We start from the raw sequence: 22,986 nt of genomic DNA, 5'->3' as shown, positions 1-22,986 counted from the left end.
CCCGCCACCGAAACGGAGATCTCATGCCCTTCATCGACGTCCGCATCTTCGAGGAACGACTCACCCCGGCCGTGCAGGAGGCGCTCGTCACCCGGTTGTCCGACGCCGTCGGCGAGGTGCTCGGCGAGGACGCGCGGGCGCAGACCTGGGTGGTCCTGACGGCCGCGCCGGCCGACCGCTGGGGCATCGGCGGCGTACCGGCCAAGCCGCCGGTGTCGGTGGCAGGACAGGACAACGGCCGGCAGCCGACGGACAGCGAAGGCCAGGCACGATGACCATCCCGTTCCCACACACCGCCGACCAGGGGTTCACCGACCGGAGCGCCGCTGGCGCGGGTACACCGTCGCCGGGCACCGACCCGGTACGCGCGGCGGTCGCCGCGGCCCTCAACGTCGAGTACGCCGAGTTGACTCCCGACGCGGACCTGTTCACGCTCGGACTGGACTCGCTCACCCTGATCCGGCTGGTCTCCGGATGGCGCCGGGCCGGACACCCGGTCACCTTCGAGCAACTGGCCGAGGCACCGACGCTGGCAGAGTGGACCGCCGCGCTCGCCAGCACCCCGACCGGGGGCCGCACCGACGCCTCGGCCGGCAGCCTCGCCGAGGACACCGACGGCGGCGACGGCGTGGGTGCCGACGCCGGGCCGGGTACGACACCGACCGACGACACCACCGGTCCGGTCGACCCGGCGGCACCCTTCGAGCTGGCGACCATGCAGTACGCGTACTGGATCGGCCGGCAGGACAGCCAACCGTACGGCGGGGTCGCCGCCCACTTCTACGTCGAGTTCGACGGCCACGGCGTCGACCCGCAGACCCTGGACCGGGCACTGGCCGCGCTGTCGGCCCGGCACGGGATGCTGCGGGCCCGCTTCGGCGACACCGGGAGGCAGCAGATCGCCGCCGAGGGTGGACCGGCGTTGACCGTGCACGACCTGCGGTCGCAGGCACCCCGGGAGGTGGACCAGCGGTTGGCCGGGCTTCGGCAGCGGTACACCCACCAGCGGATGGACGTCGAACGCGGCGAGGTCCTCGCCGTCGCGGTGAGTCTGCTGCCCGACGGTGCCACCCGGCTGCACGTCGACCTCGACATGCTGGTCGCGGACGCGTTGAGCATGCGGATCCTGCTCAACGACCTGCGCCGGCTGTACCAGCGGCCGGAGGAACCACTGCCGCCGGTCACCTCGAGCTTCCCCCACTACCTGGCCGCCCACCGGCGGGCGGCGGCGACCGACCGGGACCGGGCCCGCGACTGGTGGCGGGACCGCTTCGGGGATCTGCCCGGCGGTCCGCAGCTACCGCTGCGTCCGGACGCCGGTCGGCCGGGTGCCGCCGCGCACAGCGAACGGCTGCACCACTGGCTGGACCCGCGACGCAAGCGGGCGCTGCTGGATCGGGCGGCCCGACACCAGGTGACGCCGGCAGCCGCACTGGCGACCGCCTTCGCCGAGGTGCTCGGGGCGTTCAGCGACGACCGCCGGTTCCTGCTCAACCTGCCGCTGTTCGCCCGGGAGCCGCTGGTGTCCGACGTGGACCGGCTGGTCGGTGACTTCTCCAGCTCGGTGCTGCTCGGCGTGGACACCGGCGGGGTGCTGCCGTTCACCGAGCGGGCCCGCCGGGTGCAGTCGGACCTGCACGCGGCCGTCGACCACGGCGCGTACGCCGGGGTGGAGGTGCTGCGCGACCTGTCCCGTCAGGCGGGGCGGCCGGTACTCGCCCCGGTCGTCTACACCAGCGCGCTGGGCCTCGGCGAGATCTACGACACGGCGCTGCAGGACACCTTCGGTACGCCGTCGTGGATCATCTCGCAGGGCCCGCAGGTGTGGCTCGACGCCCAGGTGACCGAACTCGACGGCGGCCTGCTGCTGAACTGGGACGTGCGGCTCGACGTGCTGGCCGACGGGGTGGCGACGGCCGCCTTCACCGCGTACCGGGAGCTGGTGGAGGCGCTGGTCGACACCGACGGAGCATGGCGGCGCCCGGTGGGGTCGATACTGCCGGCCGGGCAGGCGTCGGCCCGGGAGAAGGTCAACGCGACGGCGGTCGACCGGCCGGCGCGCTGTCTGCACGACGGCTTCCTGCGGCACGCCGCCGACCGGCCGCGCCAGCCCGCCGTCATCGACGGCGAACGCACGGTCAGCTACGGCGAGCTGGCCGATGCCGCCGCGCGGGTACAGACACTCCTGGCCGCCCACGGGGTGCGCCCCGGTGACCCGGTCGGCGTCACCCTGCCCAAGGGGACCGACCAGATCGTGGCGGTGCTCGGCGTGCTCGCCGCCGGTGCCTGTTACGTGCCGGTCGGCATCGACCAGCCGGCCCACCGTCGGGCCCGGGTGCACGCCCTCGGCGGGGTACGGGTGGTACTCACCGACCCGGACCACCGGGACCTGGTGTCGGCCGCCGGCGCCCGGCCGATGCTGGTCGGCGACGCGGCGACGCTGGCACCGTCGACGCCCGCGCCGGTCGACCCGCAGGCGCTCGCGTACGTGCTGTTCACCTCCGGATCCACAGGGGATCCAAAGGGGGTGGAGATGACCCACGCGGCGGCGATGAACACCGTCGACGCGCTGAACGCCCGGCTCGACGTCAACCCCGACGATCGGGTGCTCACCCTGTCGGGGCTGGAGTTCGACCTGTCGGTGTACGACGTCTTCGGCCTGCTCACCGCCGGCGGCACACTGGTGGTCGTCGGTGAGGACCAGCGGCGCGACGCGGCCAGCTGGTGGCGACTGGTGACCCGGCACCGGGTCAGCGTGTGGAACACCGTGCCGGCGCTGCTCGACATGCTGCTGGTCGCCGCCACGGACCGGGCGGCGACGGCCGACGCTGCGGAAACACCCGACGCTGCGACGGAACACCAGCCGGCAGCGGAGCAGCAGCCGGCGACGGCGCTGCGGGCCGTCCTGCTCGGCGGCGACGTGATCGGCCCGGACCTGCCGGACCGGCTGCGGACCGTCGCCCCGGCCTGCCGGTTCCTCGCCCTCGGCGGGATGACGGAGGCGGCGATCCATTCCACCGTGTACGAGGTGCCGCCGGGTGGCCCGCAGGAGACGTCGATGCCCTGGGGGGTACCGCTGGACAACGTGCTCTGCCGGGTGGCCGACGCCGATGGCCGGGACCGGCCCGACTGGGTGACCGGTGAGTTGTGGGTCGGCGGCGCCAGCCTCGCCCGTGGCTACCGGGGTGACCCGCAGCGCACCGCCGACACGTTCGTCACGTACGCCGGACGGCGCTGGTACCGCAGCGGCGACCTGGCCCGCTACCGGCCCGACGGCACCCTGGAGTTCCTGGGCCGGGCCGACCATCAGGTCAAGATCCGGGGGCACCGGATCGAGCTCGGCGAGGTCGAGGCGGCGCTGGTCGCCCACCCGGCGATCGAGCAGGCGATCGCCGTGGTGACCGGCGAGGGTCCGACCCGCCGGCTGGCCGCAGCGGTCACGATGCCGTCCGCCGGAACGGACGCCGGCCCGCCGGACGATCTGGACGGTTGGCTCGCCGACCGGCTGCCGGAGCACATGCGGTGTGACAGCGTCACGGTGTGGCCGCGACTGCCGTTGACCGGCAACGGCAAGGTGGACCGGTCCGCCGTACGGTCGGCGTTGACCGCCGACGCCGAGCTGCGGCGCGGCGGTGAACGGCCGGCGCAGCCGCCGCAGGGTGCGTTGGAGACGCTGGTCGCCGAGGTCTGGTCCGCGCTGCTCGGCGTGGCCCGGGTGAGCCGGGACGATTCGTTCTTCGCCCTCGGTGGCGACTCGCTGCTCGCCACCGGCCTGCTGGTCCGGCTGCGCGGCAGCGGCGTGCGGGGGGCCCGGCTGGCCGCCCTGTTCGCCAACCCCCGGCTGGCGGACTTCGCCACCGGTCTGACACTGGACGACGCCGCGACCCGGCCCGGTACGCCGGCCACCGACCCGAGCCAGGTCGCCGAACCGGTGGTGGTCGCCGACCTGGCGCACCGGCACGAACCGTTCCCGCCAACGGACGTGCAGCGCGCCTACTTCGTGGGCCGGGATCCCCGACTGCCGCTCGGTGGCGTCGGCACCTGGCAGTACACCGAGTTCGACGGCGTCGACGTCGACCTCGATCGGCTGCGACACGCCTGGCAACGGCTGGTCGACCGGCACGAGATGCTGCGGGCCGTGTTCGACGCCGACGGCAACCAGCGAATCCTGCCCGAGGTGCCGCCGGTGCGGATGGACCTGGTCGACCTGGTGAACCAGGTCGATGTGGGCGACGCCGATCCGGCCACGGCGCTGGCGCAACTCCGGACGACCCGGTCGCATCTGCTGACCGAGCTGTCCCGCTGGCCACTGTTCGACGTCGCGGCGGTCCGCTACCGCGCCGCCGGGCAGGTGCGTACCAGGGTCGCGGTCGGACTCGACTACATCGTCTTCGACGCGTTGTCGATCATGACGCTCTACACCGAACTCGACCTGCTCTATCGGCAGCCGGACGCCGACCTACCGCCGATCGACGTGTCGTTTCGCGACTACCTGCTGCAGGTCCGCCCGGATCCCGAGGTCGTCGAGCAGGACCAGCGGTACTGGACCCAACGCCTGGCCGGCCTTCCGCCCGCGCCGCAGCTGCCGACCACCCGCCACCCGGCCGAGGTGACCCGGCCCCGGTTCACCCGCCGGCAGCACCGGCTGGCACCGCCGGCGTGGGCGGCGATCCGGGACCGGGCGCGCCGGCACGGGCTCACCCCGTCGACGGTGCTGCTCGCCGCGTACGCCGAGGTGCTCGGCGCCTGGAGCGGCCGGCGCGACCTGACCGTCACCCTGACGTTGTTCAACCGACGCGACGCGCATCCGCACATCTACCGGGTGCTTGGCGATTTCACCACCTTGTCGCTGGCCGACTACCGGCCGACCGGCGGCGGCACCTTCCTGACCGACGCCACCGCGCTGCACCGGCGGATGGGCGAAGACCTGGACCACCGCGAGGTCAGCCCGTCCTGGCTGCTGCGTGAGCTGGCCCGGGTCACCGGCAGCATGGAGGCGATGCCGGTCGTGTTCACCAGCGCGATCGGCGTCGGCGACGGGGTGTCCATGGACCGCTCGGAGCCGTTCCCGCAACCGGTCTGGGGCATCTCCCAGTCACCCCAGGTGTGTCTGGACAACCAGGTGCTGGAGTCGCACGACGGGTTGCTGGTGACCTGGGACAGCGTCGACGAACTGTTCCTGCCCGGTGTACTGGACGCGATGTTCGACGCCTACCTGGGCCTGCTCGACCATCTCGCTGGTGCCGGCTGGGACACGCCGGTACCGGCGCTGCTGCCGGCCGGGCAGCGGACGGTCCGGGAACGGATCAACGACACCGACGCGCCGATCCCCCGGCAGTCGCTGCACGGCCGCGCCTTCGCCGCCGCCCGCCACGCACCGGAGCACCCGGCGCTCATCTGGCACGACAGCGGCGGCGGTCCCGCCACGATGACCTACGCCGAGCTGGCCGAGCGGGCGCTGCGGACAGCGGGCGCGCTGGTCACCGTCGGGGTACGCCGTGGCGATCCGGTGGCGATCACCCTGCCGAAGGGCCCGGACCAGGTGGTGGCGGCCCTCGGCGTCCTCGCCGCTGGCGCGGTGTACGTGCCGGTCGGGGTGGAGCAGCCAGCGCTGCGCCGCGAGCGGATCTACCGGGACGCGGGCGTCACGGCGGTGATCACCGCCGACGACGTGGACACCGGCACGGCCCCGGCGCTGTCGGTGGCGGCCGCGCTCGCGGCGACGCCGCTGGCCGCGCCGGTGCCGGTCGACCCGGATGATCCGGCGTACGTCATCTTCACCTCCGGTTCCGCCGGCACCCCGAAGGGCGTCGAGATCAGCCACGACGCGGCGGCGAACACCTGCACCGACGTCAACACCAGGTTCGACGTCGGGCCGGACGACCGGGTACTCGCCCTGTCCGCGCTCGACTTCGACCTGTCGGTGTACGACATCTTCGGCGTCCTCGGCGCCGGCGGCACGCTGGTGCTGCCCGCCGAGGACGAGCGACGCGACGCCCCCCGCTGGCTCGCCCTGGTCGCCGCGCACGGCGTGACACTGTGGAACACCGTACCGACGTTGTTGGACATGCTGCTGGTGGCGGCCGAACCCGACGGGCTACCGGCGAGCCTGCGGCTGGCGCTGGTGTCCGGCGACTGGGTCGGCCTGGACCTGCCCGGCCGGCTGGCCGCCGCGACCGCCGGACGCGCCGACGGGGCGTGCCGGCTGGTCGCGCTCGGCGGCGCCACGGAGGCGTCGATCTGGTCCAACGCGTTCGAGGTGGCCGAGGTGCCCGACCACTGGCGGTCGGTGCCGTACGGGTTCCCGCTGGCCAACCAGGCGTACCGGGTGGTCGACGACGCGGGACGGGACCGGCCGGACTGGGTGGCCGGCGAGCTGTGGATCGGCGGCCGTGGGGTGGCCCTTGGCTACCGGGGTGATCCCGCGCGGACCACGGAAAAGTTCGTCACCGACCGGTCGGGCCGTTGGTACCGCACCGGCGACCTGGGCCGCTACTGGCCGGACGGCACCCTTGAGTTCCTGGGTCGCGTCGACCATCAGGTCAAGGTGGGCGGCCACCGGTTGGAGCTCGGCGAGATCGAGGCCGCCATGGAGGCACACCCGGGCACCGGACGGGCTGTCGTGGTGGTCACCGGCGGCCGTGCCGCCCGTCGGCTGCACGGGTTCGTCGAAGCCGGCGACGGATCCTCGGACGTGACGGCCGCGCTGCGCCGGTTCCTCGGCGAGCGGCTGCCCGGGTACGCGATTCCGGCCCGGATCACCGTCGTCGACGCGCTGCCGCTGACCGGCAACGGCAAGGTGGACCGGTCCGCGCTGAGCGAACTGGCGGCGGCGACCGATGACGATCCGCAGGCACGGCCACCGTCCGGCGACACCGAGACGGCGGTCGCGCGGCTCTGGCAGGAGCTGCTGGGTGTGCCGGTGGCCGACCGGGAGGCCAACTTCTTCACGCTGGGTGGGGACAGTGTCAGCGCGCTGCGGATGCTCACCTCGATACGGCAGCGGTACGGCGTCGACGTGCCGGTCCGGCGGTTCCTGGCGGCGGCGACGGTGGCCGAGGTGGCTGCGGCTGTCGCAGCGGAGACCCACGACACTAATGAAAACGAGTACGATTTCGGACTACTATGACCGACACCGACAGACCCCGACCGTTGGCCACGGTTCTCGGCCCGGTCCGCGCCCCACTCGCCCTCGCGATGGTCCTGCAGGCACTGGCCAGCGCCGCCGGCGTCGGCGTGCTCATCGCGATGGCGCGGGTCGGCGACCGGCTGCTGGGCCCCGCCGCGACCGGCACGGTGTGGCCGGTGGCCCTGGCCGGCGCGGGCGCGGCGGTGGCCGCCGTCCTGCTCGCCACGGCCGCCACCGTCGTCACCCACCTCGCCGACAGCCGGCTGCAGTTGCGACTGCGGCGCGCGTTGGCCGACCGGCTCAGCCGGATGCCGCTGACCTGGTTCACCCAGCAGGGCTCCGGCCGGGTGAAGAAGATCGTGCACGACGACGTGCAGACCATGCACTACCTGGTGGCACACACCGTGCTCGACGTGACCGCCGTGGTCGTGACCCCACTGGTCGCGGTCGCCTACCTGGCCAGCGTCGCCTGGTGGCTCGCCCTGATCAGCCTGCTGCCGCTGGCCGCCGGGCTCGGCCTGTTCCGCCGGGCGATGGCCGGCGCCGGACCGAAGATGGCGGCGTACGGTCAGGCGGCCCGGGAGATCAACAGCGCGGCGGTGGAGTTCGTCGACGGCATCGCCGTGCTGAAAACCTTCGGCCAGACCGGCGTCGCGCACCGCCGGTTCCGCCAGGCCGCCGAGGCGTTCAGCGGCTTCTTCGCCCGCTGGGCCGCCGGCACCACCGGAATCACCACCGCGTCGCAGCTGGTGGTCACCGCACCGGTCGTCCTGCTGATCGTGCTCGGCGTCGGCGTACCCGCCGCCGTCGTCGGGCAGCTCACGCCGTCGGCGCTGGTGGCGTTCGTGCTGCTGGCACCGGCGGTGGCCGCGCCGGCGGCCGGCATCGGCGGCCGAGTGCAGGCGCTGCGGACCGGCCTCGGCGCGGCGGCCGAGGTCGCCGCGCTCATCCATCACCCCGACGACCAGGTCGGCGGCGGTACCGGCCACTCGGACGGCACGTCGGTCCGGTTGACCGGGGTCAGCTTCTCCTACGACGGCACCCGCCAGGTGCTCGACGGCGTGGATCTGGAACTCGTCCCGGGCACCGTCACCGCGCTGGTCGGGCCCTCCGGGGCCGGCAAGTCGACGGTGGCCCGGCTGATCGCCGGCTTCCACCGGCCGACCGCCGGCCTGGTCAGTGTCGGCGGAGTCGCCGTCGAGGAGCTGGACCCGGCGGTGCTGCACCGCACCATCGGGTTCGTCCTGCAGGACGTGATCCTGCTGCGGGCCAGCGTCGCGGAGAACATCGCGCTGGCCCGCCCGGACGCCGGCCCCGACGAGATCGAAGCCGCCGCGCGGGCCGCGCAGATCCACGACCGGATCGTCGCCGAGCCGACCGGCTACGAGGCCGTCGTCGGCGTCGACGTCTCCTTCTCCGGCGGTGAGGCGCAACGGATCTCCATCGCCCGGGCGCTGCTCGCCGACCCGCCGGTGCTGGTACTCGACGAGGCGACCGCCTACGCCGACCCGCACGCCGAGTCCGCGATCCAGCGGGCGTTGTCCGCGCTGGCCGCCGGCCGCACCCTGCTGGTCATCGCGCACCGGCTGGCCAGCGTCCGCGCCGCCGACCGGATCGTCGTCCTCGACCAGGGACAAATCGTCGAGCAGGGCACCCATCCCCAACTGCTCGCCCGCGACGGGCGGTACGCCCGGATGTGGCAGGCCCAGGAAACCAACCGGCCGGCACCGGCCAGTCTCGCCCAGGAGTCGGCATGATCCGCGCCCTGTCCGCCGCACTCGGCCCCGCCCAGGCCGGACCACTGCGGCGACTGCTCATCCTGCTGGTCGCGGCGGCCACCGCCCAGGGCGTCGCGTACGCCCTGCTGGTGCCGCTGCTCCGAGGGGCGCTCGGCGAGCGGCCAGCGGCGGCGCTGCCCTGGCTGGCCGCCTTCGGCGTCGCGGTCGCCTGCTACGCCGCGCTGACCTGGTCCGGGCAGTACCTCGGCTTCGCCACCGGGCAGTCGGTGGCCCGGGTGCTGCACCAGCGGCTCGGCGAAAAGATCGCCCAGCTGCCACTGGGCTGGTTCGGCCCGGCCCGCACCGGCGAGGTCAGCCGGCTGGCGAGCCAGAGCGTACTGCAACTGATGAACGTGCCCGCGCACCTGATGCGGCCGATCGTCACCGCCGCGGTGACACCGCTCGTGGTGGTGCTGGCGCTGCTGGTCGTCGAGCCGCGACTCGGGACCGCCGTCGCGGTGGCCGCCCCGCTGCTGCTGCTCATCCTGCGTGTGAGCAACCGGGCGGTGGCCCGCGCCGACGCCGACCGGCACCGGGTGATGGACGACGCGGCGGCCCGGATCGTCGAGTTCGCTCAGGCGCAGCCGCTGCTGCGGGCGTACGGGCGGACCGCCCGCGAGCACCGGCTGCTCGACGACGCCCTGCTGGCGCAGAGCCGCGCGGACCACGCCCTGCTGGGCCGCGCCGTCGTCGGGCTGGTCTCCTTCGGGTTCGCCGTCCGGGTCCTGCTCGGCACCGTACTGCTGCTCGGGGTCTACCTGGCGATCGGCGGCGCGCTCGACGCGGCGACGCTGACCGCCGTACTGGTGTTGACGGTCCGGTTCACCGAGCCGCTGGCCACGGCCGCCGAACTCGGCGCGTCGCTGCGGATGGCGGCGGGGCACCTCGCCGGGGTGAACCGGGTGCTGCGGGCCGCGACGCTGCCCGAGCCGCGTCAGCCCCGGCGACCGGACGGTTCCGAGGTCGTCTTCGACGACGTGCGGTTCGGCTACGACGGGCGGCCGGTGCTGCGCGGGGTCAGCTTCACACTGCCGCAGCGGAGCATGACCGCGCTGGTCGGGCCGTCCGGCGCCGGCAAGACGACGGTGGCCCGGCTGCTGGCCCGGTTCTGGGACGCCGACGCCGGGGCGGTACGCGTCGGCGGGGTCGACGTACGGGACATGGCTCCGGCGGACCTGGCCTCGCGGGTGTCGTTCGTCTTCCAGGACGTGTACCTGTTCGACGGCACCCTCGCCGACAACATCCGGCTCGGCCGGCCGGACGCCGACGACGACGAGGTGCGCGAGGCCATCGACCGGGCCGGTCTCGCCGACGTCGTCGCCGACCTGCCGGCCGGGCTGGACACCCCGGTCGGTGAGGGAGGTACGGCGTTGTCCGGCGGGCAGCGCCAGCGGGTGTCGATCGCCCGGGCCCTGCTCAAGAACGCGCCGATCGTCGTGCTCGACGAGGCGACCGCGTCCCTGGACGCCGAGGCCGACGCCGCGGTGCAGACCGCGGTGGCCGCGCTGGCCCGCCGGGCCACCCTGCTGGTCATCGCCCACCGGCTGCAGACCGTGCAGGCCGCCGACCAGATCCTGGTCCTGTCCGACGGGCGGATCAGCGACCGGGGCACCCACGACGAACTCGTCGACCGGGACGGCCTGTACGCCTCGTTCTGGCGGGAACGGGTCGAGTCGCAGGGCTGGCGCCTCGTCGACCGTTAGGTTGACCGCTCCGCCGGTTGTGGTGCCGAGTGTCCCTCGTACCGGGCGGGCCGGTGACCTGTCCGGACAGTACCGAAGGTTCTACCAGGACGCTTTGCGGATGCCGGGCAGTTCACCGCGGAGCGCCATCTCACGGAAGCGCACCCGCGACAGGCCGAACCGGCGCAGTACGCCACGGGGCCGACCGTCGATCGCGTCGCGGGTCCGGCGCCGGACCCGACTGGAGTCGCGGGGCAGTGCGGCGAGGTCGCGGACCGCATCGGCCCGTTGGTCGGGCTCCGTGCCGGGCGCCGAGATCAGCTTCTTGAGGGCGGCCCGCTGGTCGGCGTGGCGGGCGACCAGGGTCGCCCGCCGGTTCTCCCGCTCGACCAGGCTGCGGCGGGCCATCAGCGCTCCTCCCGGAACTCGACGTGTCGCCGGACAATCGGATCGTACTTGCGCAGCACCAGCCGGTCGGGGTCGTTGCGGCGGTTCTTGCGGGTGACGTAGGTGTAGCCGGTGCCGGCGGTGCTGCGCAGCTTGATCACGGGCCGGATCTCGGTGCTACGGGCCATCAGATCTGCACTCCCCGGGCACGCAGGCGGGCGACGACAGCGTCGATGCCGTCGCGGTCGATGATCCGCAGACCGGTGGTGCTCACGTTGAGACGGATGGCTCGCCCGTCGGCGAGCCGGAACCGGCGGCGCTGAACGTTGGGGTTCCACCGGCGGCGGGTGCGGCGGTGGGAGTGGGACACCGCGTTGCCGAAGCTCGGCCTGGCACCGGTGACATCACAGATGTTCGACATGGTGACCACTTTACAACGACAACCATTTCCAACAAGATGGCGGGGTGAGTACCCACCCGACTGCCACCGCTTCTTCACCGGACCTCGACCAACGTCCCGCCGTCACCGTCCTCACCAGCTTCTCCGAGGCGGCGGCCGCCACCGTGGCGCGGCAGCTGCTGAGCGCCGACGAACGACTGCTCGTGGTCGGCCACGACATCAGCGCGATCCGCGCCGGACGGGTGCGCCGCACGGTACGTGGCGCGGACGGGCTGGTCGAGGACGCCGCCGTGGAACTCGTACACGGCTGTGTGTCGTGCACGCTGCGCGAGGACGTCCTGCCGACCCTGGCCCGGCTGGCCGGCCAGCATCCGGCACACGGGATCGTGCTGGTGCTGCCCACCGTGGTCGAGCCCGAGGCGGTCGCGGCCGCGTGTGCGCACTGCCTGGTCGACGGAGCGCCGGTGACCGACGTGGTGCGGTTCGACTCGTACGTCACGGTCGTCGACGCCGCGTCCCTGCTCGACGATCTCGCCAGCACCGACGACCTGCGCGACCGCCGGTTGCACGCCGCCGACGACGACTACCGGGCCGTCGCCGAGGTGGTGGTCCGCCAAATCGAGTACGCCGACACGGTGGTGTCATGGGAACGCTCCGGCGGCCCCTTCGAGCGGGCGCGGCTGTCCGCTCTGCTGTACCGGCTCGCGCCGTGGGCCCGGCACCTGAAGATTGGCGCCAAGCACGACACGGGGCCACAAGACACCGGACAGCACGGCGATCTGGCGGCCGCGTTGCTGCGCACCGGCCGGCACGACCCGGCCGCGCCGGGCCCGCTCGGTCGGGCCCTGGAAGGCTTTCCGATCGCCGTGCACGCTCCCGACAGCGACAGCGACAGCGACAGCGACTGCGGCGTGGTGTCGGTGCTGTTCGAGACCCGCCGCCCGTTCCACCCCCAGCGGCTGCACGACGCGTTGGAGGACCTCACCGAGGACCTGCTCCGGGGGCGGGGACAGTTGTGGATCGCCAGCCAGCCCGACGCCGTGGTGGGGTTCGAGTTCGCTGGCGGCGGCGTCGCGATGGGCAGCCTCGGCTACTGGCTGGCGGCGCTGCCGGCGGACCGGTGGGGCGAGGCCAGCGACTACCGCCGCATCGCCGCCGACCTGAACTGGGATCCCTACTATGGTGACCGCCGCACGGCGCTGGCCTTCGTCGGCCTGCGAGTCGACGCGACGGCGATCACCGACCTGTTGACCGCGTGCCTGCTCACCGACGACGAGATCGCCGACGGGTTCGACCGCTGGCGCGACCTGCCGGACCCGTTCGCCGGCTGCTTTCCGCTCGACGACGACACCGCACCGGCGCACTCCACGACGGTCGAACCGTCGTGAATTTAGGCCCGGCGGCTCCCCTCGTCACCGGCCGCCCGCCGCGTCGAGCAGGGTCCGGGTGACCTCGTGCCGCGGTGAGCCGAGCACCGCCGGGGTCGGGCCGGACTCCACCACCGTGCCGGCGTCGAGCACCATGACATCGTCGGTCCATCCGGCCACGGCGGCGAGGTCGTGGGTGATCAGCACCACCGCGAGCCCCAGATCGCGCCGCAACTCGGCGAGCAGCGCCAGCACCGTACCGGCCGTCGCGACGTCGAGCGCGGACGTCACCTCGTCGCAGATCAGCACCCGGGGCCGGCAGGCCAACGCCCGCGCGAGGTTGACCCGCTGACGCTCCCCACCGGACAGTGCACCCGGTCGTCGACCGGCCGCGCCGGCCGGCAGACGCACCCGGTCCAGCAACTCGGCCGCTGCCGCTCGGGCCGCTCGCGGGTCGAGGCCCCGCAGCTGCCGCAGCGGACGCAGCAGGGCGTGGCCGACGGTCTCCCGAGGGTTCAGCGCGCCCGCGCTGTCCTGGGCCACCAGCTGCAGGTCACGTCGCTGGGCGGGACTGCGCCGCCGAGTGGTCGCCGGCAGCGGCACACCGTCGAGCAGGACGGCTCCGTCGTAGGAGTGCAACCCCACCAGGCATCGCGCGAGCGTCGACTTGCCGGCACCCGACGGCCCGACCACGGCGAGGCAACCCCCACCCGCGACGTCGAGATCCACGTCGGCGAGCGCCGTACGCCGGCCGTGCCGGGTGCCCAACCCGCGTACCGCGAGCACCGGGTCGGCCGGCCCGGGGGCGGGTCCGGGCCCGGTCGGTGCCGGCGCGGCGAGCACCCGGCCGGGCGGTCCGGTGACCGCCGGGCGACCCCCGTCCAGGACGACCACCTCGTCGCTGACCGACCGGACCAGATCCGGGTCATGGCTGATCAGCAAGGTGGCCCGGTGCCCGGTCAACGAGCTGATCAGGTCCCGTACGCCACGGGCCAGCACCGGGTCGAGGCCGGCGGTCGGCTCGTCGAGGACGAGCAGGTCCGGATCGGCCGCGAGGGCAATGGCGAACGCGACACGCTGCGCCTGGCCGCCGGAGATCTGATGCGGGTACCGGCGCAGGAACTCCCGGTCGGCGGGCAGCCGTACGGTCTCCAGCAGGTGCGCCACCGTCGCACCGCCCTGGGTCTCGCCGCGCCGTGCGGCGTCGGCGACGGCCTCGCCGAGCTGGCTGGCGAGCCGACGGGACGGATTCAACGTGGCGGAGGCGTCCTGTGGCAGGTAGGCGACATGGCGATGGCGGACCGCCGCGGCACCGGCCGGGGTGAACGGATCGTACCGGGCGACCCGGACGGTGCCGGCCCGCAGCGCCAGTCCGGGCCGGACGTGTCCCAGCAGCGTCAGCGCCGTCGTGCTCTTGCCGGATCCGGAACGTCCCATCATCGCCACCACCTGGCCGGTCGCGATCCGTAGCCGCACGCCGTCGACGGTGGGCGGCCCGCCCAAGACCGGGCCGACGACGAGTCCGTCGACCTCGGCGAGCCCTTGATCGGCGCTCACCGGTCGGTCCACCGGGCGGCGAGGTCGTCGGCGAGCAGGTTCACCGACACGGTGAAGAGCACCAGCAGCAGCGCCGGGAGCAGTACCGGCCAGATCGTCAGGCCGATCCCGGACGCGTTCTCGCTGACCATCCGGCCCCAGTTCGGGGTCGGCGGGCCCGCGCCGAGGCCCAGAAAACCGGCGGTGGCGGTGAGGTGTACGGCGGCCGAGAACCGGATGCCGGCCTCGGCGAGCATGGTGCCGGCGATGTTCGGGACGAGGTCGTGCCGGATGATCCGCCATCGGCTGTCCCCCCGCGCCCGCGCGGTGTCGACGAACCCACGCACCGCGACCTGCCAGGTCGCCGCACGCACGACCCGCACCGAGAACGGCAGGCTGACCAGCGCCACCCCGACGAGGACCGCGCTGTCGCTGCCAGGAAAGCCGGCCGCCAGCACCAGCAGCACCAGCAGGCCGGGCACGACCGCGACGACGTCCACCACCCGGACGACCAGTTCGCCGATCCGTCGGTCGATCAGTCCGGCGAACAAGCCGAGCAGCGCCCCGCACAGGCTGGCGAGAGCGGTCGCGCCGATAGCGAGGAGCACCACAGCGCGACCACCGTGCAGCAGGCGGCTCAGCACGTCGCGACCGACTGCGTCGGTGCCAGCCGGGTACGCCCCGGTAGGTGCCTCGAAGGGCAGTCCCACCGGTGCTGTCGGTGACCCGGTGCCCAGCAGTGGGCCGGCCAGCGCGACGAGTACGACGCCGACGGCTGCGAACCCGGCGAACAGCAGGGTCACCCGGGAGTGGGCGACCCGCCCGACCGCCATCGCCGGCGCGGCATCGGTCATGACCGCCCCCGTGCCGCAGGACTCAGCGCGAGCTGGGCGAGGTCACCGAGCAGCAGCAGGACCAGCGCGGTGGCGCAGATCGCCAGGGCCAGCCCCTGCACCATCGGCACGTCCCGGTTGGCCACCGCCTGCTGAAGCTCGTAGCCGATCCCTGGGTAGTTGAGCAAGGTCTCGACGACCACCGCGCCACCGATCAGACCGGCGAACATGACCGCGGTCACCTGTACGGCGGGTGCCACCGCGTTCGGCAGCACGTGTCGCACGGCGAGCCGGAAACCGGTCACCCCCCGCAGCCGGGCCGCTTCGACGTACGGTGCCGAAGCGATCTCCGCGACCGAGGCCCGCAGCAGCCGTGCGGCGGCGGCGAGCGCCGCGACCGCCAGCGCCGCGACCGGCAGCACCAGGATTCGGGGCTCGTCCCACGGCCGGCCGCCGAGCGGCACCAGGGAGACCTCGGGCAGCAGACCGAGGCCGGCGGCGAACACCGCCACCAGCAACGCCGCGACGAGGAACTCGGGAACACCGACCGCGACCAGGGTCGCGGCGCTGAGCAGCCGGTCCGTACGCCGGCTGGCCCGCATACCCGCGACCAGGCCGACCGCGACGGCCAGCGGCACCGCCAGCGCCATCGCCAAGCTGGTCAGCAGCAGGCTGTTCGGCAGCCGGTCGACGAGCACCTCGGTCACCTCGCGCCGGCCGACGTAACCGGTGCCCAGGTCGCCGCGCAGTGCGGCGGTCGCCCAGTCGACGTACCGGTGGACCGGATGCGCGTCGAGGCCGAGCTCCCGGCGCAGTTGTTCCCGTTCGGACAAGCTGGCGTCGGCACCGGCGACGACGCCGACCACGTCGCCCGGCAGTACCTCCGTGACGGTGAAGATCAACACCGACAGTACGGCGAGGACCAGCACCGCGCCGGCGGTACGCCGGACGACGAGCGCGGCGACCCGGAGCAGACTCACGCCAGGTATGCCTGCTCGAAGCTGCTGAACGGTTCGTCACGCACCCCGTACACCGTGGTGGCGTGCCCGTTGATGGACGGCGCGAAGACCGGGATCACCTGGTTGCCCTCCGCCCAGATCAGCCGCTGGGCCTGCACCGCCGCCGTCCGACGCTGGTCGGCGTCCGTGGCCCCACGGGCCTGGCTGACGAGCTCGTCGATGTCGGGGCGGTCGAAGCCGAAAGTGGACGGCGAGCCGGCGGTACGGGTCGCGGCATAGCTGGACAGCGGCGGCACCGGCGGGGTGTAGCTGGCGGCGAACGGCAACTGCACGTAGGCCGCGAAGTCGGAGAAGAGCTGCCCGGTGGGCCGCTGGTCGAGGGTGGCGTCGATGCCGACCGCCTTGAGGTTCTCGACGACGACCGTCGCGGTCTCGGCCATGCCCGCCACCTCCGGCGCGGTGGTGACCGCGACCGTGATGGTGCCGACACCGGCCTCGGCGAGCAGCGCCCTGGCCCGGTCCGGGTCATATGGCCGCTGTTCGATCTCGTCGGCGTAGTCGCTGAATCCGAGAGACGGCAGGTCGTTGCCGGCGAAGGCCCGGCCGAAGAAGACGTTGCGGACGATGGCCTCGCGGTCGATCGCGTACTTGACCGCCTGCCGGACCCGCACGTCGGCGAACGGCGCGAACGCCAGGTTGAGCCCGAAGGACAGCGACGTGGCGTACGGCAGGTCGGACACGGCCACCGCGAACCGTTCGTCGCCCTCGACGGTGCGGGCGGCCACCGGACCGATGTCGCTGACGAAGTCGACCTGGCCGCCGGTGAGGGCGTTGACCCGGGCGGTGGCGTCCGGGATGGTCCGCAGTTCGAGTCCGTCCAGGTACGGCCCGCCGCAGAGGGACAGTCCGTAGTAGTCGTCGTGCCGGGTGAAGGCGGCGCCCTGACCGGGCTCGAACTCGGTCAGGGTGAACGGCCCGCAGGTCGGCATGTCCGGGGTGAACTCGGTGGTGCCGTCCTTGAAGACCAGGGTGCTCTGGCAGAGCACGAGCCGGCCGTCGGCGATCGGGCGCAGCGTCGGCAGGACGAGGGTCAGGTCGTCGTCGACGGTCGCGGCGGCCAGGTCGAAGTTCTGCGACGGCGGCTTGAGGAACGGCAGCGACCCGAGGGCAACCGGGGCGTTGAGCGAGTAGAGCACGTCGCGGGCGGTCAGGGTGGAGCCGTCGGTGAAGGTGACGCCGGGTCGGACCTTCACGGTGTACGTGCGCAGGTCGTCGCTGACGTCGATGCGCTCCAGGACGCCGTACCGGACGCCGTGCTCGGCCGCCGGATCGAGCACGCCGAGCGCGCCGTGCACGCAGCGGGCCCGGACGTAGTCCAGACCGGTCGGTCCCATCAGAAAGTTGAGCGTCTCGGCGGCTCCACCGCCGACGAACGCTGCCCGCAGGGTTCCTCCGGGTCGAGGTGTCGGCGTGCCTGCGGCCGGTGCGGTGGAGGCGGTGTCGTCGGTCGAGCAGGCCGAGAGGATGGGCACGCCCGCGGCGGCGGCCAGGGACACCGCGCCGGCCCGCAGCAGCGTTCGCCGATCAAAAGTACGCACCAAGGGATGCTCCTCGGGGAGGGTCGAGCACAGGAAGCGCGGGAACACCCGCACCCAGACAGCATGGTTGAGATGAAAACCATTGTCAACTAGCTGAGGGCCCGCCCCACCGGAGCGCACCAGAGGGACAGAGCGCGACCGCTTCCCGTAGCGCGTCACCGTCCAGCGGATCAGCCGCCCCACCCCGCCCCACCACGACACCGGTCACCGGATCCTGATCGAACAGCTCCGGCGCCAACCGGACACAGTGCCCGGCACCAACGCACCGATCGGGGTCCACGACGAGGTCAGCCATCCGGCTGGCCGTAACTCACTCGAGCACCCCGACCCGGCTGTGCCATGTCGTGACACCCTTCCCGTCGACCGTCCACCGTCATCACTCCCGTCCATCCGACAGCCCGAGTCCGCGATCAAGCTCAGGGCAGGTCGGCCGAAAATGATTGCCATTTTAGGTGATAGCAGTCGTCCTCGACAGGCCCCCTACCCGCCAGGCCTGACAGCCAGGCGTCCCGGCAGGTCAGCCCCGCCACCGAGGCACCTGAGACACCGGTCCTCGGGGCGTCGAACGGATGCGGGCATGGCATCGTCGGTGGCTATGGGCGGCAGGGAACTGAATCGGTCGACGATCGTCGCGGCAGGGAGACGGCTCGCACAGAGCGAGGGCGTCGGTGCGGTGTCGATGCGGAGAGTGGCGGCGGAACTGGGTTGCTCGGCAATGGCGCTGTACCGGCACGTGTCGGACAAGCGCGAGCTGTTGATCCTGGTACTCGACGATGTGGCGTCCGGGTTGCCACTCCCGGTCGTCGACGGCCCGTCAGGCCGGCGGTTGTTCACGTTGTTCGATTCCCTGCACGGGTATCTCGGTGGGTTCCCGTGGGTGGTCGACGTACTTCGGGAGGGCGAACTGTTCGCGCCGCAGGCGCTGCGGTTCACCGAGGCGGTGTTGGAGGCACTGGCCGCCGCAGGGGTGCACGGGAGCGACGCGCTAGGGGTCTACGCGGCGTTGTGGCAGTACACGCTGGGGCATCTGGCGTCGGCCCATCCGCCGAAGGACCCGACCACCCGGGCCCGCCGGGACGAGTTGGCCCGCCGGGCGCCACTGGACGAGCTTCCACGGATGCGGTCGATCATGCCGCTGCTCGTCGAGTTCGACGCGGAAGCGGTCTACGCGGCGGGCCTCACCGCGCTGATCCGGGGCGCACTGCCCGCTGACCATCCGAACGGATGACCGGCCGGTCGGTCGTCCGGTCGTTGTTGCACCAGGCATGGACGCGACCTTGACGTCGCCGGTTAATCAGGCAAGCCTATCCTTTGTTTACACCGTACGCAGCATGTGGTGAACCGGAGTGAGGCAATGGCTTTTCCGTGCTTTCCCACTGACCCGTCACCGACGCTGGGCGTCGGCATGCCCGAGGTGTCGGCATGAGCACGAACGACACGGACACCGCCGGACGGGCAAGGACGTCCGATCCGAAGGCACTCGCGGCGCTGCTGGCCCCGATCCGGGTCCAACTGGTCCTCGCGGTGCTGCTACAGATCGTCTCGGCGGTGGCGTCGCTGGTGCCGTTCATCGCGGTCGCCGAGATCGGCCGCACCCTGCTGGCGGCCGGGCCCGTCGACGAGGGCCGGGTGTGGGCAATCGTGGTCTGGGCGGCCGGTGGGCTGCTGGTGCGGTTCGTGACGCTCGCCGCCGCAGGTGGGATCACCCATTTCGCCGATGTGCAGCTGCAGTTGCAGATACGCCGGCGGATGGCCGCCCACCTGGCGACGGTGCCGCTGGGCTGGTTCACCGACCGGTCGGCCGGGCAGGTGAAGAAGGCAGTGCAGGACGACGTGGGCGCGATGCACCACCTGGTCGGGCACGCACTGACGGATCTGGCCGCAGCGATGGTGACCCCACTGGTGGCCCTCGGCTACCTGCTGTGGGTCGACTGGCGGCTGGCGCTGCTGACACTGGTGACGGTGCCGCTGTTCGTGGCCGTGTACGCGGTGATGATGCGCGGCTATCCGGAGAAGATGGCCCAGTACACCGCCGCGCTGGCCCGGATCAACACAGCGGTGGTGGAGTTCGTACAGGGCATCGCGGTGATCAAGACGTTCGGGCAGGCCCGCCGGGCACACCGCAGGTTCCGGCAGGCCACCGACGACTTCGCGGACTTCTTCGGCGCCTGGGCCACCGGGATGGTCCGCGCGGAGGCGGTCGCCAGCGCGTTGGTCGCACCGCCGGTGATGCTGCTGGTGGTGCTCGGCTGGGGCACCTGGTTCACCGCGAACGGCTGGGTGCGGCCCGCCGAGGTGCTGCCGTTCGTGCTGCTCGGTCTCGGCCTGACCGCGCCGGTGCTGACCCTGGGTTACGGTGCCAACGAGCTGCGCCTGGCCCGGCAGGCCGCCGGCCGGGTGATCGCGCTGCTCGAGACACCCTCGATGCCGGAACCCGCAGCGACGCAGATGCCCGACGGCAACCGGGTCGTGTTTGATCAGGTGGGCTTCAGTTACGACGGTCGCACCGAGGTGCTCGCCAGCGTCGATCTGGTGTTGGAGCCCGGTACCGTGACCGCGCTGGTCGGATCGTCCGGCTCGGGCAAGTCGACGCTGGCGTCGCTGTTGCCGCGGTTCCATGATGTCGACTCCGGGGCGATCACGCTCGGCGGCGTCGACCTGCGGCAGATCGCTGGCGATGAGTTGTACCGGCGGGTCGGGTTCGTCTTCCAGCAGGTCCAGCTCGTCCGCGCGAGCGTGCGGGACAACATCGCGCTGGCCCGGCCGGACGCCACCGACGAGCAGATTCACGCCGCCGCGCGGGCCGCGCAGATCCACGACCGGATCCTCGCCCTGCCGGACGGATACGACACGGTCCTCGGCGCTGACACGCACCTCTCCGGTGGCGAGGCACAGCGCGTGTCGATCGCCCGGGCGCTCCTGGCCGACGCGCCGATCCTGGTGCTCGACGAGGCCACCGCGTTCGCCGACCCGGAATCCGAGGCCGCGATCCAGGACGCGCTGTCCACGTTGATCGCCGGGCGGACGCTGCTGGTCATCGCGCACCGGCTGTCCACTGTCGTCGACGCCGACCAGATCGTCGTGCTCGACACCGGCCGCGTCGTCGAACGCGGCCGGCACGCCGACCTGATGTCCGCCGACGGCCGGTACAGCCAGCTGTGGCAGGCCCACGAACGCGCCGGCCGGTGGGCACCACACACCGCCACCGTCGAATCGCTGGAGGTAACGCGATGATCGGCCTGCTCAGCCGGGTACTCGGCCCCGACTATGCCCGTCCACTCCGCCGACACCTGGCCGCGATGATCGTCTACAGCCTGCTGCAGGCGGTGGTGTTCACGCTGCTCGTTCCGGTGCTGCGGGCCCTGCTGGCCGGTGACACCACGGCTGCCTGGCGGTGGCTCGGTGTCCTGGCGGTGGCGGTGGCCGCCACCGCGGCCGCCTACTACGTGCAGGCGCAACTGGGCTACCGCGTCGGCATGGCGTTGTCCCGGGCCGTGCACCACCGCACCGGCGACCACCTCGCCGCGCTGCCGCTGGGCTGGTTCACCGGGGAGAAGGTGGGCCGGGTCGCCCGGCTGGCCAGCCAGGGCGTCGTCGACATCATGGGGGTACCGGCGCACCTGCTGCAGCCGGTCGTCTCCGCCGTGGTCACCCCGGCCGCCGTGGTCGCCGTACTCGCCGTGTTCGACTGGCGGTTGGCGGCAGCCACCCTGCTCACCGTCCCCGTCCTGATCCTCGTCTACCGGTGGACCGGCAACCTGGTCGCCGCCAGCGACCATGCCGTCGACGCGGCCGGGGCGGAGGCCGCCGCCCGGGTCGTCGAGTACGCCCAGACCCAGGCGGTGCTGCGGGCCCACGGCCGCGCCCGCGACGGCTTCGCCCAACTCGACGCGTCCCTGACGGAACAGGCACGCGCCGGACGGGCACAACTCGTCCGCGCCGTTCCAGGATTGGCCGCTTTCGTACTCACCGTGCAGGTCGCCGTCACCACCGTGCTCCTCGTCGGTGCCGCACTCGCCGTCGGCGGCGACGTTGACGCGGCCGAACTGATCGCTCTGCTCGTCCTGGTGATCCGGTTCGCTGAGCCGCTGGTCACGGCGGCCGACCTCGGCGGTGCGCTGCGGATCGCCCGCAACTCCCTCACCCGGATCGACGAACTGCTACGTACCGCGACACTGCCGGAACCGGCCCACCCCGCCGCCGGCCATCCGGGTGACGGCAGCATCGAACTGGCCGGGGTCAGCTTCGGCTACACCACCGAGCGGCCGGTGCTGTCGGACGTGAGCCTGCGGGTGCCGCCCCGCAGCATGACCGCGCTGGTCGGTGCGTCCGGCTCCGGCAAGACCACCATCACCCGGCTCGTCGCCCGGTTCTTCGACGTCGATGCCGGCGTCGTACGGGTCGGCGGGACCGACGTGCGCGAGCAGACCACCGAGCAGCTCATGGCCCAGTTGTCGCTGGTGTTCCAGGACGTCTACCTGTTCGACGCCACGATCGCCGACAACATCCGCACCGGTCGCCCCGACGCCACCGACGATGACATCGAACGCGCCGGGCGGCTGGCCCGCGTCGACGAGATCGTCGACCGGCTGCCCGACGGTTACCGGACCCGGGTCGGTGAGGGCGGGGCCCGGCTGTCCGGCGGGGAACGTCAGCGCATCGCCATCGCCCGCGCCATCGTCAAGGACGCCCCGATCGTGCTGCTCGACGAGGCGACCGCAGCGCTCGACCCGGCCAACGAAGCCGCGGTCCAGGAAGCGCTGACCGCGCTGACCGCGAACAAGACGCTGCTGGTCATCGCACACCGCCTGCAGACGGTCCGCGACGCCGACCAGATCCTCGTGCTGGACAGCGGCAGCGTCGCCGAGCAAGGCAGTCACGACGAACTGCTGGCCACCGACGGCCGGTATGCCGCGTTCTGGCGCGAGCGCGAACGCGCCGGTGGCTGGCGGCTCGCCCCCGCCGCCCCGGCACCCGCCACCTCCTGAGAGGACGCATCCACGATGCCGACCTTCGAAGAGCAGAACCCGCGCGGTCGGCGACGGGGCGGGTACCGCCCTCACCGCCTGGACCGACCGCATCGAGGCGGCCGCCTCCGTACGAGTCCGCATCATGCTGGCCGGGCACGCGCGGACCGCCCAGCGGGCCCGCGCGCTGCTGCGCGCCAAGGGCCCGCGTCGCCGTGACGTCACGGTCAATGCGTACTGGGCCACCGGGAAGATCGGCCTGTGACCACCGAAGGAGTATGGCGTTGACTTCCTCCCCGCCCTGAAGGAACGGGGATTCCCTGGGTCGCCCCAGGGGGTTCCTGCTTCGC

The 22,986-nt window shown here is 72.8% G+C and carries 16 protein-coding genes; 8 read left to right on the top strand and 8 right to left on the bottom strand.

Annotated features, from left to right (window positions below; genetic code table 11):
* Nucleotides 1–23 precede the first annotated feature (23 nt).
* Genes ACFHWT_RS13690 through ACFHWT_RS13675 form a run of 4 tightly spaced genes read left to right on the top strand, consistent with a single transcriptional unit; the run spans nucleotide 24 to nucleotide 10,610 of the window.
* Nucleotides 24–275, top strand: coding sequence for a tautomerase family protein (locus tag ACFHWT_RS13690; RefSeq protein ID WP_416594980.1), 252 nt, complete (start codon nucleotides 24–26; stop codon nucleotides 273–275).
* Complete coding sequence (locus tag ACFHWT_RS13685) at nucleotides 272–7,129, top strand: amino acid adenylation domain-containing protein (protein ID WP_416594979.1); 6,858 nt, start codon at nucleotides 272–274, stop codon at nucleotides 7,127–7,129. The genes ACFHWT_RS13690 and ACFHWT_RS13685 overlap by 4 nt, the downstream gene beginning before the upstream one ends.
* Complete coding sequence (locus ACFHWT_RS13680) at nucleotides 7,126–8,886, top strand: ABC transporter ATP-binding protein (RefSeq protein ID WP_416594978.1); 1,761 nt, start codon at nucleotides 7,126–7,128, stop codon at nucleotides 8,884–8,886. Before ACFHWT_RS13685 ends, ACFHWT_RS13680 begins: the two co-directional genes overlap by 4 nt.
* Entirely contained in the window at nucleotides 8,883–10,610 is a 1,728-nt protein-coding gene (locus ACFHWT_RS13675; protein WP_416594977.1) for an ABC transporter ATP-binding protein, read from the top strand. Before ACFHWT_RS13680 ends, ACFHWT_RS13675 begins: the two co-directional genes overlap by 4 nt.
* Nucleotides 10,611–10,691: 81 nt before the next feature.
* Here ACFHWT_RS13675 and rpsN read toward each other — a convergent pair whose 3' ends face one another.
* The 3 genes from rpsN to rpmB are packed head-to-tail and all read right to left on the bottom strand — an operon-like array spanning nucleotide 10,692 to nucleotide 11,397.
* Nucleotides 10,692–10,997, bottom strand: coding sequence for a 30S ribosomal protein S14 (gene rpsN, locus ACFHWT_RS13670; RefSeq protein ID WP_416594976.1), 306 nt, complete (start codon nucleotides 10,995–10,997; stop codon nucleotides 10,692–10,694).
* Nucleotides 10,997–11,164, bottom strand: coding sequence for a 50S ribosomal protein L33 (rpmG, locus tag ACFHWT_RS13665; RefSeq protein WP_289212977.1), 168 nt, complete (start codon nucleotides 11,162–11,164; stop codon nucleotides 10,997–10,999). Before rpmG ends, rpsN begins: the two co-directional genes overlap by 1 nt.
* On the bottom strand, nucleotides 11,164–11,397 hold the full coding sequence (rpmB, locus tag ACFHWT_RS13660) for a 50S ribosomal protein L28 (protein WP_416594975.1): 234 nt from the start codon (nucleotides 11,395–11,397) through the stop codon (nucleotides 11,164–11,166). Before rpmB ends, rpmG begins: the two co-directional genes overlap by 1 nt.
* A 44-nt stretch (nucleotides 11,398–11,441) precedes the next feature.
* Between rpmB and ACFHWT_RS13655 the strand changes: the two genes are divergently transcribed.
* Nucleotides 11,442–12,764, top strand: coding sequence for a CobW family GTP-binding protein (locus tag ACFHWT_RS13655; RefSeq protein WP_416594974.1), 1,323 nt, complete (start codon nucleotides 11,442–11,444; stop codon nucleotides 12,762–12,764).
* Between the two features lie 24 nt (nucleotides 12,765–12,788).
* Here the strand turns inward: ACFHWT_RS13655 and ACFHWT_RS13650 are convergent, their stop codons facing one another.
* From ACFHWT_RS13650 to ACFHWT_RS13630, 5 genes are all read right to left on the bottom strand, one after another.
* Nucleotides 12,789–14,300, bottom strand: a complete 1,512-nt coding sequence (locus tag ACFHWT_RS13650; RefSeq protein WP_416594973.1) for an ABC transporter ATP-binding protein — start codon at nucleotides 14,298–14,300, stop codon at nucleotides 12,789–12,791.
* Nucleotides 14,297–15,133, bottom strand: a complete 837-nt coding sequence (locus tag ACFHWT_RS13645) for an ABC transporter permease (protein WP_416594972.1) — start codon at nucleotides 15,131–15,133, stop codon at nucleotides 14,297–14,299. Before ACFHWT_RS13645 ends, ACFHWT_RS13650 begins: the two co-directional genes overlap by 4 nt.
* Nucleotides 15,130–16,092, bottom strand: coding sequence for an ABC transporter permease (locus tag ACFHWT_RS13640; protein ID WP_416594971.1), 963 nt, complete (start codon nucleotides 16,090–16,092; stop codon nucleotides 15,130–15,132). Before ACFHWT_RS13640 ends, ACFHWT_RS13645 begins: the two co-directional genes overlap by 4 nt.
* Nucleotides 16,089–17,669 carry an ABC transporter substrate-binding protein gene (locus ACFHWT_RS13635; RefSeq protein ID WP_416594970.1) on the bottom strand — a complete coding sequence of 527 codons (1,581 nt, stop codon included), beginning with the start codon at nucleotides 17,667–17,669 and terminating at the stop codon, nucleotides 16,089–16,091. Before ACFHWT_RS13635 ends, ACFHWT_RS13640 begins: the two co-directional genes overlap by 4 nt.
* Before the next feature lie 85 nt (nucleotides 17,670–17,754).
* Nucleotides 17,755–17,964: a ferredoxin gene (locus ACFHWT_RS13630; protein WP_416594969.1), complete on the bottom strand. Its 210-nt coding sequence runs from the start codon at nucleotides 17,962–17,964 to the stop codon at nucleotides 17,755–17,757.
* A 282-nt stretch (nucleotides 17,965–18,246) separates the two neighbouring features.
* On the opposite strand from ACFHWT_RS13630, the gene ACFHWT_RS13625 reads away from it, so the two are divergent.
* The 3 genes from ACFHWT_RS13625 to ACFHWT_RS13615 all read left to right on the top strand — a co-directional run bounded on the left by ACFHWT_RS13625 (nucleotide 18,247) and on the right by ACFHWT_RS13615 (nucleotide 22,657).
* Nucleotides 18,247–18,897, top strand: a complete 651-nt coding sequence (locus ACFHWT_RS13625) for a TetR/AcrR family transcriptional regulator (RefSeq protein WP_416594968.1) — start codon at nucleotides 18,247–18,249, stop codon at nucleotides 18,895–18,897.
* Between the two features lie 194 nt (nucleotides 18,898–19,091).
* Nucleotides 19,092–20,903 (top strand): ABC transporter ATP-binding protein, encoded by a 1,812-nt coding sequence (locus ACFHWT_RS13620; RefSeq protein WP_416594966.1) that lies wholly within the window; start codon nucleotides 19,092–19,094, stop codon nucleotides 20,901–20,903.
* Nucleotides 20,900–22,657 (top strand): ABC transporter ATP-binding protein, encoded by a 1,758-nt coding sequence (locus ACFHWT_RS13615; RefSeq protein ID WP_416594965.1) that lies wholly within the window; start codon nucleotides 20,900–20,902, stop codon nucleotides 22,655–22,657. Before ACFHWT_RS13620 ends, ACFHWT_RS13615 begins: the two co-directional genes overlap by 4 nt.
* The last annotated feature ends 329 nt before the right edge of the window (nucleotides 22,658–22,986 follow it).

The organism is Micromonospora sp. LOL_021 (genome assembly GCF_048060215.1).
Classification (GTDB): domain Bacteria; phylum Actinomycetota; class Actinomycetes; order Mycobacteriales; family Micromonosporaceae; genus Micromonospora_E.
The sequence above is the reverse complement of the archived record's forward strand: the minus strand, read 5'-3'. Positions and strand labels throughout refer to the sequence as shown.